At 70.0% G+C, this 20,725-nt stretch carries 20 protein-coding genes; 18 read left to right on the top strand and 2 right to left on the bottom strand.

Annotated features, from left to right (window positions below; translation table 11 throughout):
- The first annotated feature begins 80 nt into the window (after window positions 1–80).
- The 10 genes from AC3A46_RS07340 (at window position 81) to AC3A46_RS07295 (ending at window position 9,664) form a co-directional block, all read left to right on the top strand.
- On the top strand, window positions 81–1,040 hold the full coding sequence (locus tag AC3A46_RS07340; RefSeq protein WP_487664547.1) for a carbohydrate ABC transporter permease: 960 nt from the start codon (window positions 81–83) through the stop codon (window positions 1,038–1,040).
- Window position 1,041: 1 nt separating this feature from the next.
- The gene (locus AC3A46_RS07335) at window positions 1,042–1,878 is read left to right on the top strand and encodes a carbohydrate ABC transporter permease (RefSeq protein ID WP_487664546.1); all 837 of its coding nucleotides are present in this window, start codon (window positions 1,042–1,044) and stop codon (window positions 1,876–1,878) included.
- 133 nt (window positions 1,879–2,011) lie between these two features.
- Window positions 2,012–2,806: a TIM barrel protein gene (locus AC3A46_RS07330; RefSeq protein ID WP_487664545.1), complete on the top strand. Its 795-nt coding sequence runs from the start codon at window positions 2,012–2,014 to the stop codon at window positions 2,804–2,806.
- On the top strand, window positions 2,803–4,326 hold the full coding sequence (locus tag AC3A46_RS07325; RefSeq protein ID WP_487664544.1) for a GMC oxidoreductase: 1,524 nt from the start codon (window positions 2,803–2,805) through the stop codon (window positions 4,324–4,326). Before AC3A46_RS07330 ends, AC3A46_RS07325 begins: the two co-directional genes overlap by 4 nt.
- Window positions 4,327–4,432: 106 nt before the next feature.
- Window positions 4,433–4,837: a C-glycoside deglycosidase beta subunit domain-containing protein gene (locus AC3A46_RS07320; protein ID WP_487664543.1), complete on the top strand. Its 405-nt coding sequence runs from the start codon at window positions 4,433–4,435 to the stop codon at window positions 4,835–4,837.
- A complete protein-coding gene (locus AC3A46_RS07315; RefSeq protein WP_487664542.1) occupies window positions 4,834–5,940 on the top strand; it encodes a sugar phosphate isomerase/epimerase family protein in 1,107 nt (368 codons plus the stop codon). The genes AC3A46_RS07320 and AC3A46_RS07315 overlap by 4 nt, the downstream gene beginning before the upstream one ends.
- Window positions 5,937–6,977 carry a sugar phosphate isomerase/epimerase family protein gene (locus tag AC3A46_RS07310; RefSeq protein WP_487664541.1) on the top strand — a complete coding sequence of 347 codons (1,041 nt, stop codon included), beginning with the start codon at window positions 5,937–5,939 and terminating at the stop codon, window positions 6,975–6,977. The genes AC3A46_RS07315 and AC3A46_RS07310 overlap by 4 nt, the downstream gene beginning before the upstream one ends.
- A gap of 18 nt (window positions 6,978–6,995) precedes the next feature.
- Complete coding sequence (locus AC3A46_RS07305) at window positions 6,996–7,412, top strand: C-glycoside deglycosidase beta subunit domain-containing protein (RefSeq protein WP_487664540.1); 417 nt, start codon at window positions 6,996–6,998, stop codon at window positions 7,410–7,412.
- Window positions 7,409–8,599: a Gfo/Idh/MocA family protein gene (locus AC3A46_RS07300; RefSeq protein ID WP_487664539.1), complete on the top strand. Its 1,191-nt coding sequence runs from the start codon at window positions 7,409–7,411 to the stop codon at window positions 8,597–8,599. The genes AC3A46_RS07305 and AC3A46_RS07300 overlap by 4 nt, the downstream gene beginning before the upstream one ends.
- 57 nt (window positions 8,600–8,656) lie before the next feature.
- Window positions 8,657–9,664: a sugar phosphate isomerase/epimerase family protein gene (locus AC3A46_RS07295; protein WP_487664538.1), complete on the top strand. Its 1,008-nt coding sequence runs from the start codon at window positions 8,657–8,659 to the stop codon at window positions 9,662–9,664.
- Here AC3A46_RS07295 and AC3A46_RS07290 read toward each other — a convergent pair.
- Together AC3A46_RS07290 and AC3A46_RS07285 are read right to left on the bottom strand one after the other, a co-directional pair.
- Window positions 9,661–11,097, bottom strand: a complete 1,437-nt coding sequence (locus tag AC3A46_RS07290; RefSeq protein WP_487664537.1) for a hypothetical protein — start codon at window positions 11,095–11,097, stop codon at window positions 9,661–9,663. The two genes, AC3A46_RS07295 and AC3A46_RS07290, sit on opposite strands and share 4 nt — an antisense overlap.
- Before the next feature lie 102 nt (window positions 11,098–11,199).
- Complete coding sequence (locus tag AC3A46_RS07285; RefSeq protein WP_487664536.1) at window positions 11,200–12,477, bottom strand: ROK family protein; 1,278 nt, start codon at window positions 12,475–12,477, stop codon at window positions 11,200–11,202.
- Window positions 12,478–12,582: 105 nt separating this feature from the next.
- Here AC3A46_RS07285 and AC3A46_RS07280 point away from each other — a divergent pair, with 105 nt between their 5' ends.
- The 8 genes from AC3A46_RS07280 to AC3A46_RS07245 all read left to right on the top strand — a co-directional run bounded on the left by AC3A46_RS07280 (window position 12,583) and on the right by AC3A46_RS07245 (window position 20,722).
- Complete coding sequence (locus AC3A46_RS07280; protein WP_487664535.1) at window positions 12,583–13,617, top strand: Gfo/Idh/MocA family protein; 1,035 nt, start codon at window positions 12,583–12,585, stop codon at window positions 13,615–13,617.
- Window positions 13,614–14,390 (top strand): hypothetical protein, encoded by a 777-nt coding sequence (locus AC3A46_RS07275; RefSeq protein ID WP_487664534.1) that lies wholly within the window; start codon window positions 13,614–13,616, stop codon window positions 14,388–14,390. The genes AC3A46_RS07280 and AC3A46_RS07275 overlap by 4 nt, the downstream gene beginning before the upstream one ends.
- 106 nt (window positions 14,391–14,496) lie before the next feature.
- Window positions 14,497–15,516, top strand: a complete 1,020-nt coding sequence (locus AC3A46_RS07270; protein ID WP_487664533.1) for a VOC family protein — start codon at window positions 14,497–14,499, stop codon at window positions 15,514–15,516.
- 74 nt (window positions 15,517–15,590) lie between these two features.
- Complete coding sequence (locus tag AC3A46_RS07265; protein ID WP_487664532.1) at window positions 15,591–16,562, top strand: fumarylacetoacetate hydrolase family protein; 972 nt, start codon at window positions 15,591–15,593, stop codon at window positions 16,560–16,562.
- Window positions 16,559–17,557: a cyclase family protein gene (locus AC3A46_RS07260; protein ID WP_487664531.1), complete on the top strand. Its 999-nt coding sequence runs from the start codon at window positions 16,559–16,561 to the stop codon at window positions 17,555–17,557. Before AC3A46_RS07265 ends, AC3A46_RS07260 begins: the two co-directional genes overlap by 4 nt.
- A 32-nt stretch (window positions 17,558–17,589) precedes the next feature.
- Window positions 17,590–18,723, top strand: coding sequence for an FAD-dependent monooxygenase (locus AC3A46_RS07255; protein WP_487664530.1), 1,134 nt, complete (start codon window positions 17,590–17,592; stop codon window positions 18,721–18,723).
- Complete coding sequence (locus AC3A46_RS07250) at window positions 18,720–19,760, top strand: amidohydrolase family protein (RefSeq protein ID WP_487664529.1); 1,041 nt, start codon at window positions 18,720–18,722, stop codon at window positions 19,758–19,760. Before AC3A46_RS07255 ends, AC3A46_RS07250 begins: the two co-directional genes overlap by 4 nt.
- Window positions 19,757–20,722: a fumarylacetoacetate hydrolase family protein gene (locus tag AC3A46_RS07245; RefSeq protein WP_487664528.1), complete on the top strand. Its 966-nt coding sequence runs from the start codon at window positions 19,757–19,759 to the stop codon at window positions 20,720–20,722. Before AC3A46_RS07250 ends, AC3A46_RS07245 begins: the two co-directional genes overlap by 4 nt.
- Window positions 20,723–20,725: the final 3 nt, after the last annotated feature.

The raw sequence follows: 20,725 nt of genomic DNA, 5'->3' as shown, positions 1-20,725 counted from the left end.
GTGTGCTTCCGACACAAGTGTGTGATAGTGGCTGTGACGCCGCCGGTGAAGGGGCGCATGACGACGAGGTCAGAGAGTAGATGACAGTGACGATCGAGCGAGACGCGACGCGCACCATCACGGTGCCACCCGAAGCACGACGCACGCCTCGGCCTCGCGGCCGCAAGCCCCTCATCAGCTACGGGCACTGGTGGTGGGCTCTTCCGGCCATCATCCTCGTCATCGCGGTGCACTATGTCGCCACCCTGACGGGAGGGTTCTTCGCCTTCACGAACTGGACCGGCCTCGGTGACTGGGAGTTCATCGGCCTCGACAACTTCGTGCGGATCTTCAACGACCCGCTCATGGTCGGCGCCGTGATCAATACGCTGTTCCTGGCGTTCGGCTCCGTCATCCTGACGAACATCCTCGGTCTCGGCTTCGCCCTGGCCATCAACCGCACGCTCAAGACCCGCTACATCCTGCGCACGCTGTTGTTCATGCCGGTCGTGCTGAGCCCCCTCGCGGTGGCCTACGTGTGGAAGTTCATCTTCCAGTTCAACGGGCCGCTCAACGGCTTCCTCGCCGCGATCGGCCTCGAAGAGATGCAGAAGGTCTGGCTCGCCGACCCCACCTGGTCGATCTGGGCGATCCTGCTCACGGTCGTCTGGCAGCAGACCGGCTTCGTCATGGTGATCTACCTGGCCGGCCTCGCCTCGGTGCCGGTCGAGCTGGAAGAGGCGGCCGCGCTCGACGGTGCCGGCGTCTTCAAGCGGTTCTGGCACGTCACGGTCCCCGGCATCCGTCCCTCCATCGCGATCGCCACGACGCTCGGCATCATCCAGGGCCTGCGCATCTTCGACCAGATCCTGGCGCTCACGGGCGGAGGGCCCGCCGGGGCCACCGAGACGCTCGCGACACAGGTCTACAAGCAGGCGTTCTCGCTCGGCCAGTTCGGTTTCGGCTCGGCGCTCGCGCTCGTGCTGACCTTGATCATCCTCGTCTTCGCCATCCTTCAGCAGTACGCGACGCGCGACCGCGACGCCGCTCGAAAGGCCTGACATGTTCCGGTACACCAAGCTCACCGCGGCTCGCGAGGTCCTCATCTGGATCATCACCCTGATCGGGCTGCTGCCGTTCTACTTCCTCATCGCCACCGCGTTCAAGACCGACCAGGAGGCGCTCACGACGAGCGCCATGGCTCCGCCGCAGTCGCTCGACTTCAGCGCGTTCATCGAGGTCCTGACGACCGGAGGGCGCAACAGCATCCCGATGGCGATGCTCAACAGCGCGATCATCACGGCCGGCGCGATCTTCGGCCTCGTGCTCTTCGGCTCGGTCGCCGCGTACGTCATCACGCGGCGCACGCGCGCCTGGACGAACCTGACGTTCTACCTCGTGCTCATCGCGATCATCCTGCCGGCGCAGCTGGGCACCGTGCCGCTCTACATCGGGGCGCGCTCCGTGGGCCTCACCGGCAACGCGATCGGCATGATCCTGCTGTGGATCGGCATCCTGCTGCCGTTGTCGGTGTTCCTCTACGCCAGCTTCTTCCGCGGCCTCACGACCGAGTACGAAGAAGCGGCCGTCATCGACGGGGCCTCGCCGACGCAGGCGTTCTTCCGTGTCGTGCTTCCGCTCATGGCCCCGGCGACCGGCACGGTCGCGATCCTCGCGGGCCTCATCGTCTGGAACGACTTCTTCAACTCGCTGATCTTCCTAGGCGGCTCGACGACGCAGACGCTGCCCGTCGCGATGTACACGTACGTCGGCGGCCTCGTATCGGCGTGGAACAAGATCTTCGCCGTCGTGATCATCTCGATGATCCCGATCCTGCTCTTCTACATGTTCGCCCAGAAGAAGTTCATCCAGGGCTTCGCCGGCGGCCTGAAGGGCTGAGGCGCTGGTTCCGCCGCGGTCGCGGACATCTACCGATTCGAGGACGGCCGGATCGTCGAGCACTGGGACGTGCGGCAGCAAGTCCCCGTGCATGCCGTCCACGACCACCCGATGTTCTGAAACCAGGAGAGTCATGTACCAGCTCGCACCCAACATCGAACTGCTCTTCACCGAGGCAGGCGATTACCACGACCGCGTGCGCGCGGCCGCTGCGGCCGGATTCGACGCCGTCGAGATGTGGGGCCCCACCGGAGCGGACGCTCCCGCGACGCCCAAGGATCTGCCGGCGCTCAAGGCCGCGCTCGAAGAGACCGGCACGCAGCTGACCGCTCAGCTCGCGGAGCCCCGCACGCAGTTCATGATCCCGCCGTGGGACCACTCGGAGTTCTACCGCAAGCTCGACGAGGGTGTCGCGATCGCCACCGACCTCGGCTGCCCGCGCATGGTCGTCGGCAGCGGCACGGGCTTCGGCGGCTGGAAGCGCCAGGTGCAGCTCGACAAGCTGGTCGAGATCTACCAGAAGGCCATCGCGCAGATCGACGGCTCCGGCATCACGCTCGTGCTCGAGCCGGTCAACGTGCGCGTCGACCACCCCGGCTCGCTCCTGGACCGCACCGCCGAGGCCGTCTATGTCGCGCGCGGCGTCGCGTCGCCGCAGTTCGGTGTGCTGTACGACATCTACCACTCGGCCGTCGAGGGCGAGGACATGGCCGTCGAACTGGCCGGCGCGGGCGACCTCGTGAAGTACGTCCAGCTCGCCGACGCCCCTGGCCGCGGCGAACCGGGCACCGGCGACCTCGACTGGGCGGAGCGCTTCGGCATCCTCCGCGCCAGCGGCTACGACGGGCCGATCGGCCTCGAGTATTACCCGACGGTCGAGTCCGCAGCATCCGTCGCGCTCATCCGTGAGCTGGCGGTCACGGCATGAGCCGCTACCCCGCGTCGGTCGACGTCGCGATCGTGGGCAGCGGTCCCGCCGGTGCGACGTACGCGCGCATCCTGAGCGAGGAGGCGCCGGATGCCTCGATCGCGATGTTCGAGGTCGGGCCCACGGTCTCCGACCCGCCGGGCGCCCACGTGAAGAACATCGAAGACGCAGAGCGCCGTGCCCGGGCGCAGGAGCGCTCGGAAGGCCCCGGGGCGGGCGCGGCGACGGTCAACTCGCCCGGAGCGGTGAAGTCGGGTGAGCGGCGCGCCCGCCCCGGCACCTACCTGCTCGCCGACGGCTACCAGCTCGACGGGGAGGACGGCCTTCCGGTCGCTGCCTTCTCGAGCAACGTCGGGGGCATGGCGGCCCACTGGACCGGCGCCTGCCCGCGTCCGGGTGGGAGCGAGCGCATCGCGTTCCTCGACGACCTCGACGACCTGCTCGCTGACGGCGACCGCCTCTTGGGGGTGACGACGGATGCCTTCGACGCGGCGCCGTTCACCGCGCTCGTGCGCGACCGGCTCGCGGCTGTCGTCGACGACGGCCGCGCGGAGGCCGCGCGCGTGCAGCGCATGCCGCTCGCGGTGCACCGGCGAGACGACGGACGGCTGGCGTGGTCGGGCTCGGATGTCGTGCTCGGCGACGTCACGCGCGCGAACCCACGGTTCTCGCTGTTCGACGAGTCGCTCGTGGCGCGCGTGCTCGTCGAGGACGGTCGCGCCGTCGGCGTCGAGGTCCGGGATCTGCGCACCGGTGAGGTGCACGCGGTGCGCGCCCGTGCCGTCGTGGTCGCCGCGGATGCGCTGCGCACCCCGCAGGTGCTGTGGGCGTCGGGCGTGCGCCCCGCTGCGCTCGGGCGCATGCTCAACGACCAGACGCAGGTGGTCTACGCCTCGCGACTGCGCGACGTCGAGCCGCCCGCAGAGGACGGGATCGCAGCATCCGGAGCCCTCAGCGAGCAGAGCGGGGTCAGCTGGGTGCCGTTCACGGACGAGATGCCGTTCCATGGGCAGATCATGCAGCTCGACGCGTCGCCGGTGCCGCTCGCGGACGACGACCCGGTGATCCCGGGGTCGATCGTGGGACTCGGACTGTTCTGCGCGAAGGACCTGCAGTGGGAGGACCGCGTCGAGTTCTCGGATTCGGAGCAGGACTCGTACGGGATGCCGGCGATGCGGCTGCACTACACGCTCACCGATCGCGATCACGCCGTGCTCGATCGCGCGCGGGAGGAGATCGTCGAGCTGGCGAAGGCCGTCGGCGAGCCGATCGGCGACCGGCCGTTCACGATGCCGCTCGGTGCGTCGCTGCACTACCAGGGCACGACCCGCATGGGTGAGACCGACGACGGGCGGAGCGTCTGCGGCCCCGACAGCGAGGTGTGGGGTGTGCCCGGCTTGTTCGTCGCCGGCAACGGCGTGATCCCGACGGCGACGGCGTGCAACCCCACGCTGACGTCGGTCGCGCTCGGGGTGCGCGGAGCGCGTCATATCGCTCGAACCCTCACGCCCGGTCGTTGAGCGAGCGAAGCGAGACGAAACGCCTCGAATCGACGGCCAACTCTTGCTTATGTCTGATTCAGACATTAGAGTGTAGAAACAAGAAGTAAGTGTCAAGGAGGACTCTGTGATCCCCGATCGCATCATCGAGCAGGGAACGCTCACTACCGACGGCGCCCGCGTCTCGGTCGAGGTTCGGCTGCCGTGGTACCGCGCACTGCCCGCCTCGTGCATCGGCCGCGCCACGCTCACCGTCGACGGGGTCGAGGTGCCGGCCGATTCCCTCCGCTGGGGGATGAACGGCCAGACCTTCACCTTCGACGAGCTCGTGCCGAACACCGACGAGTGGTGGTTCCCCACCGACTCCGCCGTTCTCTCGGGCGACCTCGAGCTCGCCGACGAGACCGAGCACAAGGTCGAGGTCGGCCTCACCCTCTACATCCCGTACATCGTCATCGGCGCCGACGAAGTGCTCCACATCGAGGAGCGCGACGCGAAGACCCTGACCGCACGAAAGGCGGTGGCGGCATGACCACGCTCGGCTCGCCCATCCAGGGCGTCACGCTCTACAGCTTCACCCGCGCCTTCCATGGCCGCGAATACGACCTCGAGGGCCTCATCCGCAAGGTGGCGGCCGACGGCTACGGCCCCGGCCTCGAGATCATCGGTTTCTCGAGCTTCCGCGGCTTCCCCGAGATCGACGACCGCTTCGCCGGCTGGTTCCGCGACCTCGTCGACGAGACCGGACTCGTCACCACCTCGCTGGCCGTGAACGCCGACATCGGCATCCACCGCGACCGGCTCCTCACCCAGGACGAGCTGCTCGAGTACATGCGCCGCCAGATCGCGGCCGCCGCCAAGCTCGGGTTCCCGATCGCGCGCGTGCAGATCTCGATCACGCCCGACTCGATGGAGGCGCTCGCGCCCATCGCCGAGGAGTACGGCGTCACGCTCGCCCTCGAGGTGCATGCCGACCAGTACGCCTCGCACCCGCGCATCCTGGCGCTGCGCGACCGCTACGAGAAGGTCGGCTCGCCGTTCCTCGGCTTCACCATGGACTGGGGTGCCACCGTTTCCGGTTTCGCGCCGTCGCTGCTCGAGGCCTACCGCCGCCGCGGCGCGTCGGAGGAGCTCCTCGGCAAGGTGGTCGAGCTGTGGAACGAGTTCTACGAGCAGGGCCCGCCCGCCGACCAGGCGGACCACGGGCAGCGCTTCGGACGGTTCATCGGCCTGGCCGCGCAGAACGGCCGCCCCGATCTCGGAATCGACTTCGGCATCAACGGCACGGGGCTGTTCGGCCCCGCGCGCGTCGACGACTGGCTCGAGATCTTCCCGTGGATCAAGCACGTGCACGGCAAGTTCTTCGGCATCGACGAATCAGGCGAAGAGCCCTCGGTGCCGGTGCGCGACCTCGTGACCCTGCTCGTCGAGAACGGCTACAACGGCGCCATCTCGAGTGAGTACGAAGGCTGGCACTGGAACCACTGGCAGTCGCCCTTCGACATCATCGCGGGCGAGCAGGCCGTGCAGCGCTCGGCTGCGCAGACGGCAGGGTCGCGCATGGTGACGGATGCTGCGGCCGCGCGCACGCAGCTGGCCCAGTGGCTGCCCAGCACCGAAGGGGCGAAGGCATGAGTGCCGACATCGCCGGCACCGGCATCCGCCTCGGCACGACGCTGTACTCGATGACGAGCGAGTTCGCCGCCGGGCTCTACACGCCCGAGACGCTCATCGCCGCCGTCGCCGCGAACGGCATCGGACCGGGCGTCGAGTTCAACATCGCGCAGCTGCTGCGCACGTACCCCGACGTCGACGATGCCTTCGTCAAGGTGTGGTTCGACGCGCTCGAGAAGTACGAGCTCGAGCCCAGCGCTGTCGGCACGAACCTCGACATGGGGCGCCGCAAGGACCGCGACATGACGCCCGACGAGGAGCACGACTTCCTCGCGCGGCAGCTGAAGACCGCGCACACGCTGGGCTTCAAGAGGGTCGTGATCCGCTCCGCAGGCAAGGAGCTGCTGCGCAGCCTCCTTCCGCTCGCCGAGAAGTACGACCAGCGGCTCGGCTACGAGATCCACGCGCCCGAGGGGCCGAACAGCCCCAAGGTGCTGCAGATCCGCGAACTCTACGAAGAGCTGGGCAGCGATCGGCTCGGCTTCACCGCAGACTTCTCGTCGACGATGCACAGCCTCTCGCCGCGCCTGCTGGGCACCCTTCGCCAGATGGACATGCCGGAGGAGTACTTCCCGGTGATGGACGAGATCTGGCACAAGCCGCTGCCGATGCACGTGCGGAACCAGGAGTTCGAGGACTACCTCACGGCGCAGGGCTGGGACTTCCTCAAGGCCGGTCCGTTCACGCGCCTCGCCTTCAACATGCACGGGCTCGTCCCGCCGGAGGAGTGGCTCGACATCATGCCGCAGATCTTCCACGTGCACGCGAAGTTCTACGACATCGGCGCCGACGGCGAAGAGCCCGCGATGGACATTCCGCGCATCGTGAAGCAGTTCGTCGAGGGCGGCTATCAGGGCTACCTCTCGAGCGAGTGGGAGGGTCACGCGTTCTCCGACCTCGGCGAGGCGGACCCCATCGACCTCGTGAAGAAGCAGCACGCGCTCATGCGGCGTGCGATCGAAGAGACCGTCGCCGCCCGCTCCGGCGCGGCGGTCTGAGGCCGGGAAGGATCAGCCATGGCCACCCACAACTCGCTCTTCTCCGAGAAGGACGTCCGCCGCACCGACGACGGCATCGCCATCTCGGTGCAGCTGCCCTGGTACCGCAGCCTCTGGCTTTCGGCGGTCGACGATGTCGCAGCATCCGTCAACGGCGTCCAGGTCCCCAAGGAGTCGCTGCGGTTCGAGCTGCAAGGGCGCAGCTACCGCATCGACGAACTGCCCCAGCAGTCCGAGACCCTCTGGTTCGTCGCCGACCGCCCCGACGTCGTGATCTCGCTCGACCAGGCGCCCGCGTCGGGTGAGAAGCTCACCGTCGAGGTCGTCCTCACGATGCGCCTGCTCTACATGCAGATCATGCCGGGCACAGACGGCGGCCCCGGCCGCTACGTCACCAATCGCGTGCCGGTCGAGCGTGAGGTCGTGCTCGCATGACGCTCCGCGTGGCCATGATCGGCTACGGGTTCATGGGCGCCGCGCACTCGGTCGGGTGGCGGCAGGCGCCGCACGTGTTCTCCCTGCCCGACGACGTCGAGATGGCCGTCCTCGTCGGACGCAACGTCGAGGCGGTGGCGGATGCTGCCGCCCAGTGGGGCTGGGCCGAGTCGGCGACCGACTGGCGCGAGGTGATCGAACGCTCCGACATCGACATCGTCGACATCGTCACGCCCGGCGACTCGCACGCCGAGATCGCCATCGCGGCGCTCGAGGCCGACAAGCACGTGCTGTGCGAGAAGCCGCTGGCCAACACCGTCGAGGAGGCCGAGGCGATGGCCGAGGCTGCCGCCCGCGCCGCCGCGCGCGGCGTGCGGTCGATGGTCGGGTTCACCTACCGCCGCGTCCCGGCGGTGACGTTCCTGCGGGACCTGATCGCGCAGGGCGCGGTCGGCAGGATCGCGCACGTGCGCGCGGCGTACCGGCAGGACTGGCTCGTCGACCCTGAGATGCCGCTTGCCTGGCGCCTGCAGAAGGAGCACGCGGGTTCGGGCGCACTCGGCGACATCGGCGCCCACATCATCGACATGACGCAGTTCGTGACGGGGCTGGACGTGACCGAGGTCTCGGGCGTGCTCGACACCATCGTGAAGCAGCGTCCGCTGCAGGGATCCGGCTCCGGACTCTCCGGCACCGCGGCCGAGGGGTACGGCGAGGTCACCGTCGACGACGTCGCGATCTTCACCGGTCGCCTGTCCACCGGCGCCCTGGTGTCGTTCGAGGCGACGCGCTTCGCCACCGGCCGCAAGAACGACCTCTCGATCGAGGTATCCGGTTCCACCGGCGCGCTGCGCTTCGACCTCGAGGATCTCAACACGCTGTGGTTCTACGACCGCACGGCGCCCGAGGCCACGCAGGGCTTCACGCGGATCCTCGTCACCGAGGCGCAGCATCCGTACGTCGCCTCATGGTGGCCGGCCGGTCACATGCTCGGCTACGAGCACGGGTTCAGCCACCAGGTCGTGGACCTCGTGACCGCGATCAGCGAGGGCACCGACCCGCACCCGTCCTTCGCCGAGGGGCTGTCGGTGCAGCGCGTGCTGGCCGCTGTGGAGGAGAGCTCGCAGAGCGACTCCGGCTGGGTGCGCGTCGGTGCGCCGGTCGCGGCCGAGACGACCACGGGGTGACCCGCTGCCACCGGCGCATCGCCGGATAGGTTCATAACAACAAGCGAAGGAGCTTCGATGCCTCGTCCGATCACCCTGTTCACGGGCCAGTGGGCCGATCTGCCGTTCGAGGAGGTCGCGCGGCTCGCGGGAGAGTGGGGCTACGACGGGCTCGAGATCGCGTGCTGGGGCGACCACATCGACGTGTCGCGCTGGGATGACGCGGACTACGTGCAGTCGCGCCGCGACATCCTCGAGCGCAACGGCCTGAAGGTGTGGACGATCTCCAACCATCTCGCAGGTCAAGCGGTGTGCGACGACCCGATCGACGAGCGTCACCGCGACATCCTGAACGACCGGGTGTGGGGCGACGGCGAGCCGGAGGGCGTGCGTCAGCGCGCCGCCGAAGAGCTGAAGATGACGGCGCGGTTCGCGGCGAAGCTCGGCGTGAAGACGGTCACCGGGTTCACCGGATCCTCGATCTGGAAGGCCGTGGCGATGTTCCCCCCGGCCTCGGACGAATGGATCGCCGCCGGCTACCAGGACTTCGCCGACCGGTTCCACCCCATCCTCGACGTGTTCGAAGAGGTCGGGGTGCGGTTCGCGCTCGAGGTGCACCCGTCCGAGATCGCCTACGACTACTGGACGACGAAGGCGACGCTCGACGCAATCGGGCACCGCGCGAGCTTCGGCATCAACTTCGACCCGTCGCACTTCATGTGGCAGCAGCTGGACCCGGTGGCCTTCGTGCTCGACTACGCGGAGCACATCTTCCACGTGCATGTGAAGGAGTCGATCACCAACCTCGACGGCCGCAACGGCGTGCTCGGCTCGCACTTGCCCTGGGCCAACCCGCGTCGCGGCTGGACGTTCGTGTCGACCGCGCACGGGCAGGTGCCGTGGGAGCCGCTGTTCCGCGCGCTCAACGCGATCGGCTACGACGGCCCCACCTCCGTCGAGTGGGAGGACGCCGGCATGGACCGCCTGCAGGGCGCCCCTGAGGCGATCGCGTTCGTGCGCAAGCTCAACGCGATCACCCCGCCCGCGGCCGCGTTCGACGCCGCGTTCTCGACCAAGTCCGACTAGGCCCGATCCACAGCCGCCAGCGCGCGCTGTGCGAGCGCGAGGTGCGCGCGGGTCGTCGCCGCCGGATCGTCGTCCAGCCACTCGTGGCCGCCCCACTCGCTGGTGAGGGTGCCGGTGAAGCCGGTGCGTCGCAACGCCGCCCCGATGTCGGCGATCGGCGCGGACACGCGGCCGTCGGTGTCGTCGAGATCCCAGAACTTCAGGTGCACGCCGGCGGTGAGCGGCAGCAGCGGCTCGAGGTCGGCGACGTCGGATCGGCCGAAGCGCACGAGCAGATTCATGAAGAGCCTATGGACGGAGGGCGGCACGCGTCCCTCGCGGAGGGCGGCGATCACCGCCTCGTGAGTTGCGGGCGCGCGCCACTCGGTCTCGAGGCGGTGCACCAGCGCATCGTCGACGCCGCCCCGGCGAAGCTCGTCCAGGTATGTCGGCGGCAGCGAGGGCATGAGCAGGCTGATGTCGACCAGCACCCGGATGCGGGGGTCATCGAGTCCCTGCAGCAGCTCGAGGTTCGCCGCGACCGCAGGCGCGTCGAGCGTCTGCTGCCCCTGGATCTCCTCGTAGAGGACCACGTCCAGCTCCTGGAGCACCGGCTGCGCGAGGCGCATCAGCTCCGGACCTGTCTGACCGAACGGCACGCGCACACCGCGGGCGCCCAGCCGGGCTGCCGCGCGCAGCTGCGGCACGAGGAACGCGAGCCGCTCCTGCTCGGTGCGCCGATACGTCGGCGAGATCCAGTCGTCGAGGCTCGCGCCGACGATCGTCACGGCGCCGCCCGCCGAGGCCAAACGCTCGCGGAACGCATCCACGTCCACGTCGGACAGCTCGGGGAACGAGCGCCACACCTGGCCCGCCTCGATCTCGATGGTCGATGCGACGCCGTCGGCGACGACGCCGATCGCGATGTCGTCGGCTGTGCGCTCGGCGCGGATCACCTCGGGTGTCCAGTTGAATGCGCTGGCCGAGACAGTCCAGTCGCCGCGAACCTCGTCGCGCGGAGCGTGTGCCCGGTCCTCGACGTTCACGATGCGCGGGGTCGAGTGAGGGCGAACGGATGCTGCACCCCCGAGCACGAGCGGCCGTTCGGCGCGGAACGGCAGGAGGAGCGGCCCGGACGGCCCGGCCTGCAGGTAGGGCACCACGAGGACGAACGACACCGAGATGTCGTGGGCGCCGGGAGGCAGCATCCGTTCGCCGCGCAGTTCGAGCCGGTCCTGGATGAACCACCAGCCTTGCTCGGCCTGGAGGGCGTCGGGCTCGACCTCGCGCTCATCGAGCCGGGCGGTGACCGAGACGGGGGAGCCGTCGATAGAGACCGCGAGATCGGTGACGGCCGCCAGCGGCATGGACCGGATCCACGGCAGGCTCACGCGCAGGGCGAAACCCGACTCCGTCGCGACGAGCGCATCGTTCAGCAGCAGCGGCAACGCCATCGTGTTCACTCCCTTGTGCTGGCACCGGCAGAACCGGCTTCAGACAGGAAGCTACACGCTTTTGTCGTTTTTCGTAAGAAGTTGTCGAGAACGACGAGAGTCCTACGCCACCGCTTCGAGAGCGCCGCGGATCGCCACGACGGTAGGCCGCCCGTCGCCGAACCAGCGAGGGAAGGTGACCTCGAAGAGCTGCTCGCGCACCATCTCGACACCGCCGCGCAGCGGCTCGCGCCGGTCGTTGACGGACTGAGCGATCGTCAGGTCGCGCGTGGCGAGGGGGAGCGACAGCTCGTAGACGCGCTGACGCACCTCGGCCAGCAGCAGCTCGCCGGCGCCGGCCATGGCGCCGCCGATCACGATGACCGACGGGTTGAACATGTTGACGAGCGCGGCGATCGACTCTCCGACGACGCGGGCCGAGCGCTGCACGAGCCGGATCGCGAGGGCGTCGCCGTTCTCGGCCGCGATCGAGATCAGCTCGGGCGTGAGCTCCTCGCCGTCGGCGACAGCTGTGGCGAGCACGCCCGTGGCGCCGGCCTCGATCTCGGCGAGGGCGTCGCGGATCATCGCCCATCCGCCGGCGACGGCTTCGAGGCATCCGATCTTGCCGCAGCGGCAGAGAGCATCCGAATCGCGCACCCGCACGTGGCCTATGTCGCCGGCGGCGCCGTTGACGCCGCGATGGATGCGGCCGTGCGAGAGGAGGCCGGCGCCGATGCCGGAGCCGATCTTGCAGTAGATCAGGTCGAGGCGGTCGTCGTCGCGGCGGGCCCGCTCTCCGAATGTGAGGAGGTTCACGTCGTTGTCGACCCAGACGGGAGCGTCGTAGCGCTGCTCGAAGCGGCGGCGCACGTCGAAGCCGTTCCAACCGGGCATGATCGGCGGTGCGACAGGACGACCGCTGTCGAAGTCCACGGGGCCGGGCACTCCGACGCCGATGCCCCAGACCGGCACGTCCGGGGTGCGCGCGAGCACCTCGTCGATCATGCTCAGGGCCTTGTCGAGGGTCTCCGTGGGACCGCGGGCGATGTCCCACGGCGAATGCTCCTGATCGATGACGTCGCCGTCGAGGAGCGCCACGCCGACGTGGATGTGGAGCGCGCCGAGTGCGCAGACGACGATGCGTCCGGCGTCGCCGCGGAAGCGGAGGGTGCGCGGTGCGCGGCCCCCCGACGAGGGGCCGAACTCGCCGTCGGCGAGGTAGCCCATCTCGATCGCGTGGTCGACGCGCTGCGTCACGACGCCACGGCCGAGACCGGTCACGCGGCCGATCTCGGGACGGGTGGCGGCCTCACCGGTGCGAACCATGTTGACGATGCGGAGAAGGCTCGTCATCTCGTCGGTCTGTGCGCCGAACCTCAGCGTGGACTCTCTGGCCATGGTCGATTCTTACATAACACTGCACGCTAGACGCGGAAATCGAGACATCTATAGTCAAACGGCTTCACACTTAGGTACGCTTCCAGCCGAAGTAAGGAGGCGATCATGGCGCGTGGTGTGGGCATCATCGGCGCGGGGCCTGGAGTGGCGGCGCTGCATCTTCCGACGCTCGCGCGCGTGGGCGATGCCTTCCGCGTCGTGCACATCGCCGACGGGGGAAGTGGCCGCTCGGCGGCACTCGCGGCGCGGGTGGGTGCGCGGTCGTCGACGGGTGTCGACGCCATCATGGCGGATCCGGAGGCCGAGGTCGTCGCGATCTGCAGCCCGCCCGCCCAGCATGCGGCGCAGATCATCGCGGCCGTCGCCGCCGGCAAGCGCGCGGTGTTCTGCGAGAAGCCCATCGGCACGACGGTCGCCGAGGCGGAAGAGGCCGTCGAGGCGTGCCGCCGCGCCGGGGTGCCGCTGATCGTCGGCACGAACCACTACTTCGACCCGGCGTGGGGCCGGGCCAAGCATCACCTCACCGTGTCGGGCGGGCCGGTCGTCTCGATCTCGGTCACGCTCGCGCTGGCGCCCAACGCGCGGTATCACGAGCTCGTCACCGAGCTGCCCGCATCGCCGGCCGCCGGCCGGGGCGCTCCCGACCTGACGCGCGCCGCGGTTGCCGCGGGCGTCGTACGCCAGCTTCTCACCGGGCTCGCGATCCACGACATGCCGCTCGTGCGTGATCTGGTCCCGCGCTTCGAGCGCGTCGTCTTCGCGCGGGCGCTGCCCCCGCTCGGGTACGCGGTCGGCTTCGTCGCCGGCGGGGTTCCGGTCCAGCTCACGACGGTGATGCTCCCGGAGGGCGCCGACACGCTCTGGCGCATCGCCGTCGCGACGGCCTCCGACCGGCTCGACGTCAGCTTCCCGCCCCCGTTCGTGCACGCGGGCGGAGCGCGGGTGCGCGTGCGCGCCGCGGACGGCCGCGACACGATCTACGCGCACGATCCCGGCGACGGATACGTCGCGGAGTGGCGCGCCCTCGCGGAGCTGCTCGACGCCGGTCTGCCCGTGGAGTACGACGAACTGCTCGACGACGCCCGCTACGCCCTGCGGCTGGCCGACGCCGCGGCAGAGCTGATCGGAGCCGCAGCATGACGACGCCCGTTCGCACCGACCTCGACGCCTACCGCATCGCGGTGGCCGAGCTGCCCGAGAGCGCGGTGGCGAGCCGTGACACGAAGGGTGCGGTCGCCGTCGTGCCCGGGGGCGACGGGTGGTGGGTGGTGGCCTCTGATGCGATCGCCGCCGGCGCGGCGGCCGTCGTCGTCGCGCAGCCCGCCGTCGCCCCGATCGAGGCGCTCGAGGCTCTGGGCTCGCTCGCCGGTGCGACGCCCGTGGTCGTGGAGCGCCCGCTGCTGCGCGCCGACCTGGTCGCCGGAGTGGGCGCTTCGATCGAGGAGCTCCCCGCTCCCGGCGCGCTCGTCGTCGAGTGTCATGCGCCCGCGCGCACCCTCGCTCCGGCGTTGCGCGACGCGATCGGGTGGGCGCGGGTCCTCGCGCGCGCTCCGCTCGCCCCTCTGACGACCGAGTCGTGGGGCGGCCGCGTGCTCGCGCTCCTCGGGTCCACAGAGGGCGCTTCCGTGTCGATCGTCGCCGCCGTGCAGCCGGGCGCGCCGATTCCCGGCTGCGTGCGGATCACCTCGATCGCCCCGACGCGCGTGGAGATCGACGCCGATATCGAGACCGTCGCCTGCGTCACGGATGCCGCGGGTCGCGGCATCCTTCCCGCGCTCTTCGAGAGCTCCGAGCGCGTCGCGCTGCGCCGCGCGATCGCGGCGGTCCGCACGGACGAGTCGCCCTCCGATCTCGCGGATCTGCGCCATGACACGGCGCTCGCGGCCGCGCTCCTCACCGCACCGACCTCATAAACGTCGGTGATTCGAGGGATAGCCGATATGGGATTCCTCGATATGCCCGAGTTCGGCGAAAGTGGGTGACGGGATCACCCCGATGACTCACCGAAAGGGATCGAAGATGATCAAGCTTCTGTCGCATCTGTCGTATGTGGCCATCACGTCTCCGGATGTCGAGGCATCCGTCGACTTCTACGTCAACCAGGTCGGCCTCACCGTCGTCGACCGCGTCGACGGCGCCGTCTACCTCCGCTGCTGGGGCGACTACTACGCCTACTCGGTCGTGGTCGTGCCGGGCGACGAGCCGGGTCTCGTGACCGCCGCGTGGCGCACCTCGAGCCCCGAGGCGCTCGAGGAGGCCGCCAAGCGCGTCGAGGCCGCCGGCATCCAGGGCGAGTGGATCGACGTCCACAAGATCGGCCGTGCCTATCAGTTCACCGGCCCGTGGGGCCACACGCTGACCCTGCACTGGGATGTCACGCGCCACCACGACACCGAGGGCGACGCGGCGTCGATCTACCCCGACCGCCCCTCGCGCCGCAGCAAGGTCGCGGGCGCTCCGCGTCAGCTCGACCACGTCACGATCGCGACGAGCGACGTCGACGCCTTCGTCCAGTGGTACGTCGACGTGCTCGGCTTCCGCTTCATGGCCCGCACGCAGCTCGACGAGGCGCCGATCTCTGTGTTCTCGGTGCTCACGACGAACGAGAAGTCCCACGACCTCGGCGTCGTGCTCGACGGCTCGACCCGCGCCGGGCGCGTGAACCACTACGCCTTCTGGGTCGACACCCGCGAGGAGCTGCTCATCGCCGCCGACGTGCTCGGCGAGAACGGCTACCCGATCGAGTACGGCCCGTCGATCCACGGCATCGGCGAGCAGAACTTCCTCTACTACCGCGAGCCCTCGAGCCTGCGCATCGAGCTCAACACCGGCGGCTACCGCAACTACGTGCCCGACTGGGAGGCCAACACGTGGAAGCCGTCGCAGGGGTCGAACAACTTCTACCGCAACAGCGCCATGCCGATGTCGATGACGGAGTCCTTCCCGCCCGCCGACGGTCCGTCGGCGACGGAGGAGGGCGTTCCGGACGAGATCAAGGACGCCCTGCTGAACCCCTACGCCAAGCACGGCCAGGGCTGACAGGCTCGAGGGTGGGGATGCCGGAGGCGTCCCCACCCTCGCACCACGTTCCGAACCACGGATCTGGAGAGAACATGACGACGTCGTCACACGGACTGACCGCCCCCTTCGCCCTCGCGCGCTTCCGCGACGGCGATTCCGTGCGTCTCGGGCTCGTCGCCGGCGACCGCATCCGCGCGGTCTCCGATGACGATCTCGGCGCCGCTGGACTCAACGCCTTCCTGGCGCATCCCGATTGGGACCGCCTCCGCGCGCTTGCCTCACACGACGGGGGGTGGATGCCGCTGGCCGACGTCGTGCTCACCGCCCCGGTCGAGCCCCGCCAGGTGGTGCAGGCGGGCGCGAACTATCGCGAGCACGTCATCGAGCTGGTCGTTGCCGGCCTCACGCAGGACCCCTCCCGCTCGCCCGAGGAGGCGCGCGAGTTCGCGGCCAAGATGATGGACGACCGCCGTGCGAACGGCGAGCCGTACTTCTTCCTCGGCCTACCCACTGTCGTCGTCGGAGACGACGTGCCGCTCGTGCTGCCCGGCTACAGCGAGGTGCACGACTGGGAGCTGGAGCTCGCCGTTGTGATCGGCACCGAGGCGTTCCGCGTCTCCCGCGAGGACGCGCTGAATCACGTCGCGGGCTACACGATCGTCAACGACGTCACGACCCGCGACCTCGTCTTCCGCAAGGACATGAAGGAGATCGGCACCGACTGGTTCCGCTCCAAGAACGCCCCCGGCTTCCTTCCGACCGGTCCCTTCCTGGTGCCGGCGCCCTTCGTGGCGGGGGAGGACCTCACGGTGCGACTCGATCTCAACGGTGAGACGATGCAGAACGGGTCGACGAGCGACCTCCTCTTCGACATCCCGGCGCTCATCTCTGCCGCTTCCCAGACGACGGCGCTGCTGCCCGGCGATCTGCTGCTCACCGGGAGCCCTCCCGGGAACGGCCAGCACTGGAAGCGGTTCCTGCGTGACGGCGACGTCATGACGGGATCCATCTCGGGCCTCGGCACCCAGGTGGTCCGCTGCCTCGCGGAAGGACCGGCGGTATGAGCGCACCGAGCGAGAACCCCGCCGACCTCGACCGCAACGACCCCGAGGCCGAGATCGCCGCGCGCGCCGAGGCGTTCCGCAACTGGGGCCGCTGGGGTGAGGACGACGTGCTCGGCACGCTCAACTTCATCGATGCCGCCAAGCGCGTCGAGGCCGCCGCCCTCGTGCAGGACGGCGAGGTGATCTCGCTCGCGCAGGCGTTCGACACGAACGGCCCGCAGAAGGGGTGGCGCCGGCGCACCAATCCGGTGCACACGATGACCGACACCGGCACCGACGCCGAGCGCGGCAACCAGGGCTTCCCGCACGGCATCGGCGGCGCCGACGACGTGATCGCGATGCCGCTGCAGTGCTCCACCCAGTGGGACGGGCTCGGGCACATTTTCGACCACGGCAACGCCTGGAACGGCCGGCGTGCGGGCGACGTCGTCACGAGCGACGGCGACCTCGTCACGGGGATCGAGCACGCGGCATCCGTCATCGTCTCGCGGGGGGTGCTGCTGGACGTGGGCCGCCATCTCGCGCCTGACACCGGCGAGCTCGCCGACGGCTACGCGATCACCGTCGCCGACATCGAGGCGACCATCGCCGCGCAGGGCGCGTCGAGCAGCGTCGGCCGCGGCGACATCGTGCTGGTGCGCACCGGCCAGTACGCCCGCACGCGGCGCGATGGTTGGGGCGAGTACGCCGGCGGACCCGCGCCGGGTCTGTCGCTCACCACGGCAGGGTGGCTGCACCGCACCGAGATCGCCGCGATCGCCACCGACACGTGGGGCTTCGAGGTGCGGCCCAATGAGTTCGACGCACCGGCGTTCCAGCCGCTGCACCAGGTCGTGATCCCGAACATGGGACTCACGATCGGCGAGATGTGGAATCTCGACGCCCTCGCCGACGCGTGCGCGGCGCGCGGGCGCTGGGACTTCCTGCTGTCGGCGGCGCCGCTGCCGATCACGGGGGCGGTCGGCTCGCCGATCAACCCCGTCGCGATTCTGTGATCCCCCGAAGACAAGAACAGAGAGGTTCTGACATGACCGCAGTGAACAAGGTCGCGATCGCCGGAAGCGGCGTCAGCGGACTCGCCGCCGCCATCCAGCTCGCCAAGGCCGGCGTCGAGGTCGACGTCTTCGAGGCGAAGCCCGAGCTCAGCGCGCTCGGGTCCGGCATCTCGCTGCAGGGCAATGCCCTGCGCGTGTTCGACGCGCTCGGCGCGTGGGACGACATCCGCGCCGCCGGCTACCCTTTCGAGGGGCTCAACCTGCGCGCTCCCGGGCCGGGTGCGCCGATCGTCGCCGAGCTTCCCGACGTCAAGACCGGCGGACCCGACTACCCGGCGGCGATGGGGATGCCGCGGCCCGCACTGGCCCGCATCCTCCTCGACCACGCGCAGAAGGCGGGCGCGAACGTCCGCTTCGGGACCAAGGTCACGGGCCTCGAGCAGAGCGGCGACGGGGTCGAGGTCTTCGTCGACGGCGCCTCCGCCGGCACGTACGACCTGCTGATCGGCGCCGACGGCCTGAACTCCGCCGTCCGCGGGCTCATCGGCATCGAGACCAAGCCCGAGCCGACCGGCATGGGCATCTGGCGCTCGTTCGTCTCGCGGCCTGCCGAGGTCGTCCGCAGCGAGCTGTACTACGGCGGCCCGGTCTACATCGCCGGGTACACCCCGACGGGCGACGACACGATGTACGCCTTCCTCGTGGAGAAGGCGCAGGACCGCTTCGACGTCAGCGACGAGGACGCCACCCGCGTCATGCTCGAGGAGTCGCGCGCCTACGACGGCCCCTGGAACTCGATCCGCGCCGACCTCGAGGGCGGTGCGCACGCGAACTACACGTGGTTCACGAAGCACATCGTCGAGGGGGCGTGGAACCGCGGCCGCGTCGTCCTCATCGGGGACGCCGCGCACTCGTGCCCGCCCACGATCGCGCAGGGCGCGGCGCAGGGCCTCGAGGACGCCCTGGTGCTCACCGAGCTGCTGGCCGGCCGCGATGCGGTCGACGCGGCGCTGTGGGACGAGTTCCACGCGCGTCGGCTGCCGCGGGCCACGGCCGTGGTGGAGGCATCCGTCCAGCTCGGCCAGTGGCAGTTGGACGGCGTCCGGGACGCGGACGTCGCGGGCCTCATGTTCGGCATCGCGCACCAGATGGCGGTTCCCGCATGACGGAGCGCATGACCGTCACCGGCGACCGGATGCCGGTCGTCGATGTGCACGCGCACCTGCTCCTGCCCGCCCTGCACGCCGAGGTCGAGCGCCGCGCGCCTGAGGAAGTGGCCGCGGCCGCCGATCTCGAGCGCCGGCGCAACGGCGTCGAGAGCCTGCAGGCGTCGGGCGCCATGATCGGCGCCCGCATCCCGAAGCTCACCGACGTGCACGCCCGGCTCGCCGCGATGGATGAGCAGGGGGTCGACCGGCAATGGGTCAGTGTGTCGCCGAACCACTTCTACCCGTGGGCGAACGAGGGGTTGTCGGGCTGGATCGCGGGGGAGACGAACCGGCTCATCGCCGCGCACGTCGCCCAGGCGCCCGACCGCCTCGTCGGCCTCGGCGTCGTGCCGCTGCAGCACCCCGCGCATCTCGTCGAGTACCTCGACGACGCCGTGCTCGGCCGGGGCCTCGCGGGTGTCGAGATCTCGTCGTTCGCCGGCGACGTCGAGCTGTCCGACGAGCGTCTCGAGCCGTTCTGGGCGCGCGCGGCCGAGCTCGGCTGCGTGATCTTCCTGCACCCGTTCGGCTGCAGCCTCGACGAGCGTCTCGACCGCTTCTACCTCTCGAACACCGTGGGCCAGCCGACCGAGAACGCCGTCGCGCTGTCGCACCTCATCTTCGCGGGCGTGCTCGACCGGCATCCCGGGCTCAAGATCGTGGTGGCCCACGGCGGGGGCTACCTGCCGTTCGCGATCGGCCGCTCCGACCGGGCGTGGCGGGTGCGGCCCGAGGCGCGGCGCTGCGCGCACGAGCCGTCGAGCTATCTCAAGAAGCTGTGGTTCGACACGGTCGTGCACGACCCGATCGCCGTGCGCCACCTCGTCGAGGTCGCCGGGGGCTCGCGCGTCGTGCTCGGCAGCGACTTCCCGTTCGACATGGGGCTCGACGACCCGGTCGCCTTCGTGCGCTCGGCAGGCCTCCCGGCTGAGATCACCGACCGCATCCTCGCCGGCAATGCCGCGGAGCTGCTGCGCACGAAGGTCTCCGCATGAGGATCGCCCGCTGGACCGACGGCGCCGGCATCGGCGAGGGGTTCGTCGTCGGCGATCGCGTCGTCCCGTTCCCCGACGGCCAGACCGTCGCCGACATCCTCGCCGGGGGAGTGGATGCTGCGCACGCAGCGTTCGGCCGGGTGAAGGGTGAGCCCGGCACAGCGCTCGCCGACGTGCGCCTGCTGGCGCCGGTGGTCCCGGCATCCGTCCGTGATTTCGTCGCCTTCGAGGAGCACGTCGAGGGCGTGAGCGCGTCGGTCGACGGCAAGAGTGAGGTCGTGCCCGAGTGGTACCAGGCGCCGACGTTCTATTTCACGAACCCGCACACGATCCTCGGCCCGGGCGAGCCCGTCGCCCCTCCGGTCACCGAACGGCTCGACTTCGAGCTGGAGGTCGCCGTCGTCGTCGGCAACGCGCCCGGGGTCGGCGAGGCGAACCTGACAGCGGCGGAGGCGGCCTCCCGCATCTTCGGCTACACGATCATGAACGACTGGTCGGCCCGCGACATCCAGTCCCGCGAGATGAAGGTGCGACTGGGGCCGGCGAAGGGCAAGGACTTCGGCACCAGCCTCGGCCCGTGGATCGTGACGGCCGACGAGCTGGAGCAGTACGTCGACGCCGACGGCTTCCTCGCGATCCGCGCCGAGGTGCGCATCAACGGCGAACTCGTCGGCGAGGACCTCGTGTCGAACATGGGCTGGCCGTTCCCCGAGCTCGTCGCGTACGCCTCGCGCAACTCCCGGGTCGTGCCGGGGGACGTGCTCGGCAGCGGCACGGTCGGAAACGGCGGATGCCTCGGCGAGCTGTGGGGCAGGGGCTCGACCATCCCGTCTCTGCGCGAGGGCGACGAGGTGCGCATGACCGTCGAGGGCATCGGCGAGCTCGTCGGGACGGTGGGAGCGGCGGTGCCCGCGCCCGCGTTGCCCGCTGCGCGCCCCCGCCCGCGCACGAGGCAGCGGTAGCGC

Source organism: Microbacterium sp. Soil_C_42 (genome assembly GCF_057656735.1).
This window is presented reverse-complemented; position numbering and strand designations above follow the sequence as displayed.

What these genes read in the sequence shown, in the direction of transcription:
- AC3A46_RS07340 (WP_487664547.1), top strand. Translation starts at nt 81, where the DNA reads ATGACAGTGACGATCGAGCGAGACGCGACGCGCACCATCACGGTGCCA.
- AC3A46_RS07335 (WP_487664546.1), top strand. Translation starts at nt 1,042, where the DNA reads ATGTTCCGGTACACCAAGCTCACCGCGGCTCGCGAGGTCCTCATCTGG.
- AC3A46_RS07330 (WP_487664545.1), top strand. Translation starts at nt 2,012, where the DNA reads ATGTACCAGCTCGCACCCAACATCGAACTGCTCTTCACCGAGGCAGGC.
- AC3A46_RS07325 (WP_487664544.1), top strand. Translation starts at nt 2,803, where the DNA reads ATGAGCCGCTACCCCGCGTCGGTCGACGTCGCGATCGTGGGCAGCGGT.
- AC3A46_RS07315 (WP_487664542.1), top strand. Translation starts at nt 4,834, where the DNA reads ATGACCACGCTCGGCTCGCCCATCCAGGGCGTCACGCTCTACAGCTTC.
- AC3A46_RS07310 (WP_487664541.1), top strand. Translation starts at nt 5,937, where the DNA reads ATGAGTGCCGACATCGCCGGCACCGGCATCCGCCTCGGCACGACGCTG.
- AC3A46_RS07305 (WP_487664540.1), top strand. Translation starts at nt 6,996, where the DNA reads ATGGCCACCCACAACTCGCTCTTCTCCGAGAAGGACGTCCGCCGCACC.
- AC3A46_RS07300 (WP_487664539.1), top strand. Translation starts at nt 7,409, where the DNA reads ATGACGCTCCGCGTGGCCATGATCGGCTACGGGTTCATGGGCGCCGCG.
- AC3A46_RS07295 (WP_487664538.1), top strand. Translation starts at nt 8,657, where the DNA reads ATGCCTCGTCCGATCACCCTGTTCACGGGCCAGTGGGCCGATCTGCCG.
- AC3A46_RS07290 (WP_487664537.1), bottom strand. Translation starts at nt 11,097, where the DNA reads ATGGCGTTGCCGCTGCTGCTGAACGATGCGCTCGTCGCGACGGAGTCG.
- AC3A46_RS07285 (WP_487664536.1), bottom strand. Translation starts at nt 12,477, where the DNA reads ATGGCCAGAGAGTCCACGCTGAGGTTCGGCGCACAGACCGACGAGATG.
- AC3A46_RS07280 (WP_487664535.1), top strand. Translation starts at nt 12,583, where the DNA reads ATGGCGCGTGGTGTGGGCATCATCGGCGCGGGGCCTGGAGTGGCGGCG.
- AC3A46_RS07275 (WP_487664534.1), top strand. Translation starts at nt 13,614, where the DNA reads ATGACGACGCCCGTTCGCACCGACCTCGACGCCTACCGCATCGCGGTG.
- AC3A46_RS07270 (WP_487664533.1), top strand. Translation starts at nt 14,497, where the DNA reads ATGATCAAGCTTCTGTCGCATCTGTCGTATGTGGCCATCACGTCTCCG.
- AC3A46_RS07265 (WP_487664532.1), top strand. Translation starts at nt 15,591, where the DNA reads ATGACGACGTCGTCACACGGACTGACCGCCCCCTTCGCCCTCGCGCGC.
- AC3A46_RS07260 (WP_487664531.1), top strand. Translation starts at nt 16,559, where the DNA reads ATGAGCGCACCGAGCGAGAACCCCGCCGACCTCGACCGCAACGACCCC.
- AC3A46_RS07255 (WP_487664530.1), top strand. Translation starts at nt 17,590, where the DNA reads ATGACCGCAGTGAACAAGGTCGCGATCGCCGGAAGCGGCGTCAGCGGA.
- AC3A46_RS07250 (WP_487664529.1), top strand. Translation starts at nt 18,720, where the DNA reads ATGACGGAGCGCATGACCGTCACCGGCGACCGGATGCCGGTCGTCGAT.
- AC3A46_RS07245 (WP_487664528.1), top strand. Translation starts at nt 19,757, where the DNA reads ATGAGGATCGCCCGCTGGACCGACGGCGCCGGCATCGGCGAGGGGTTC.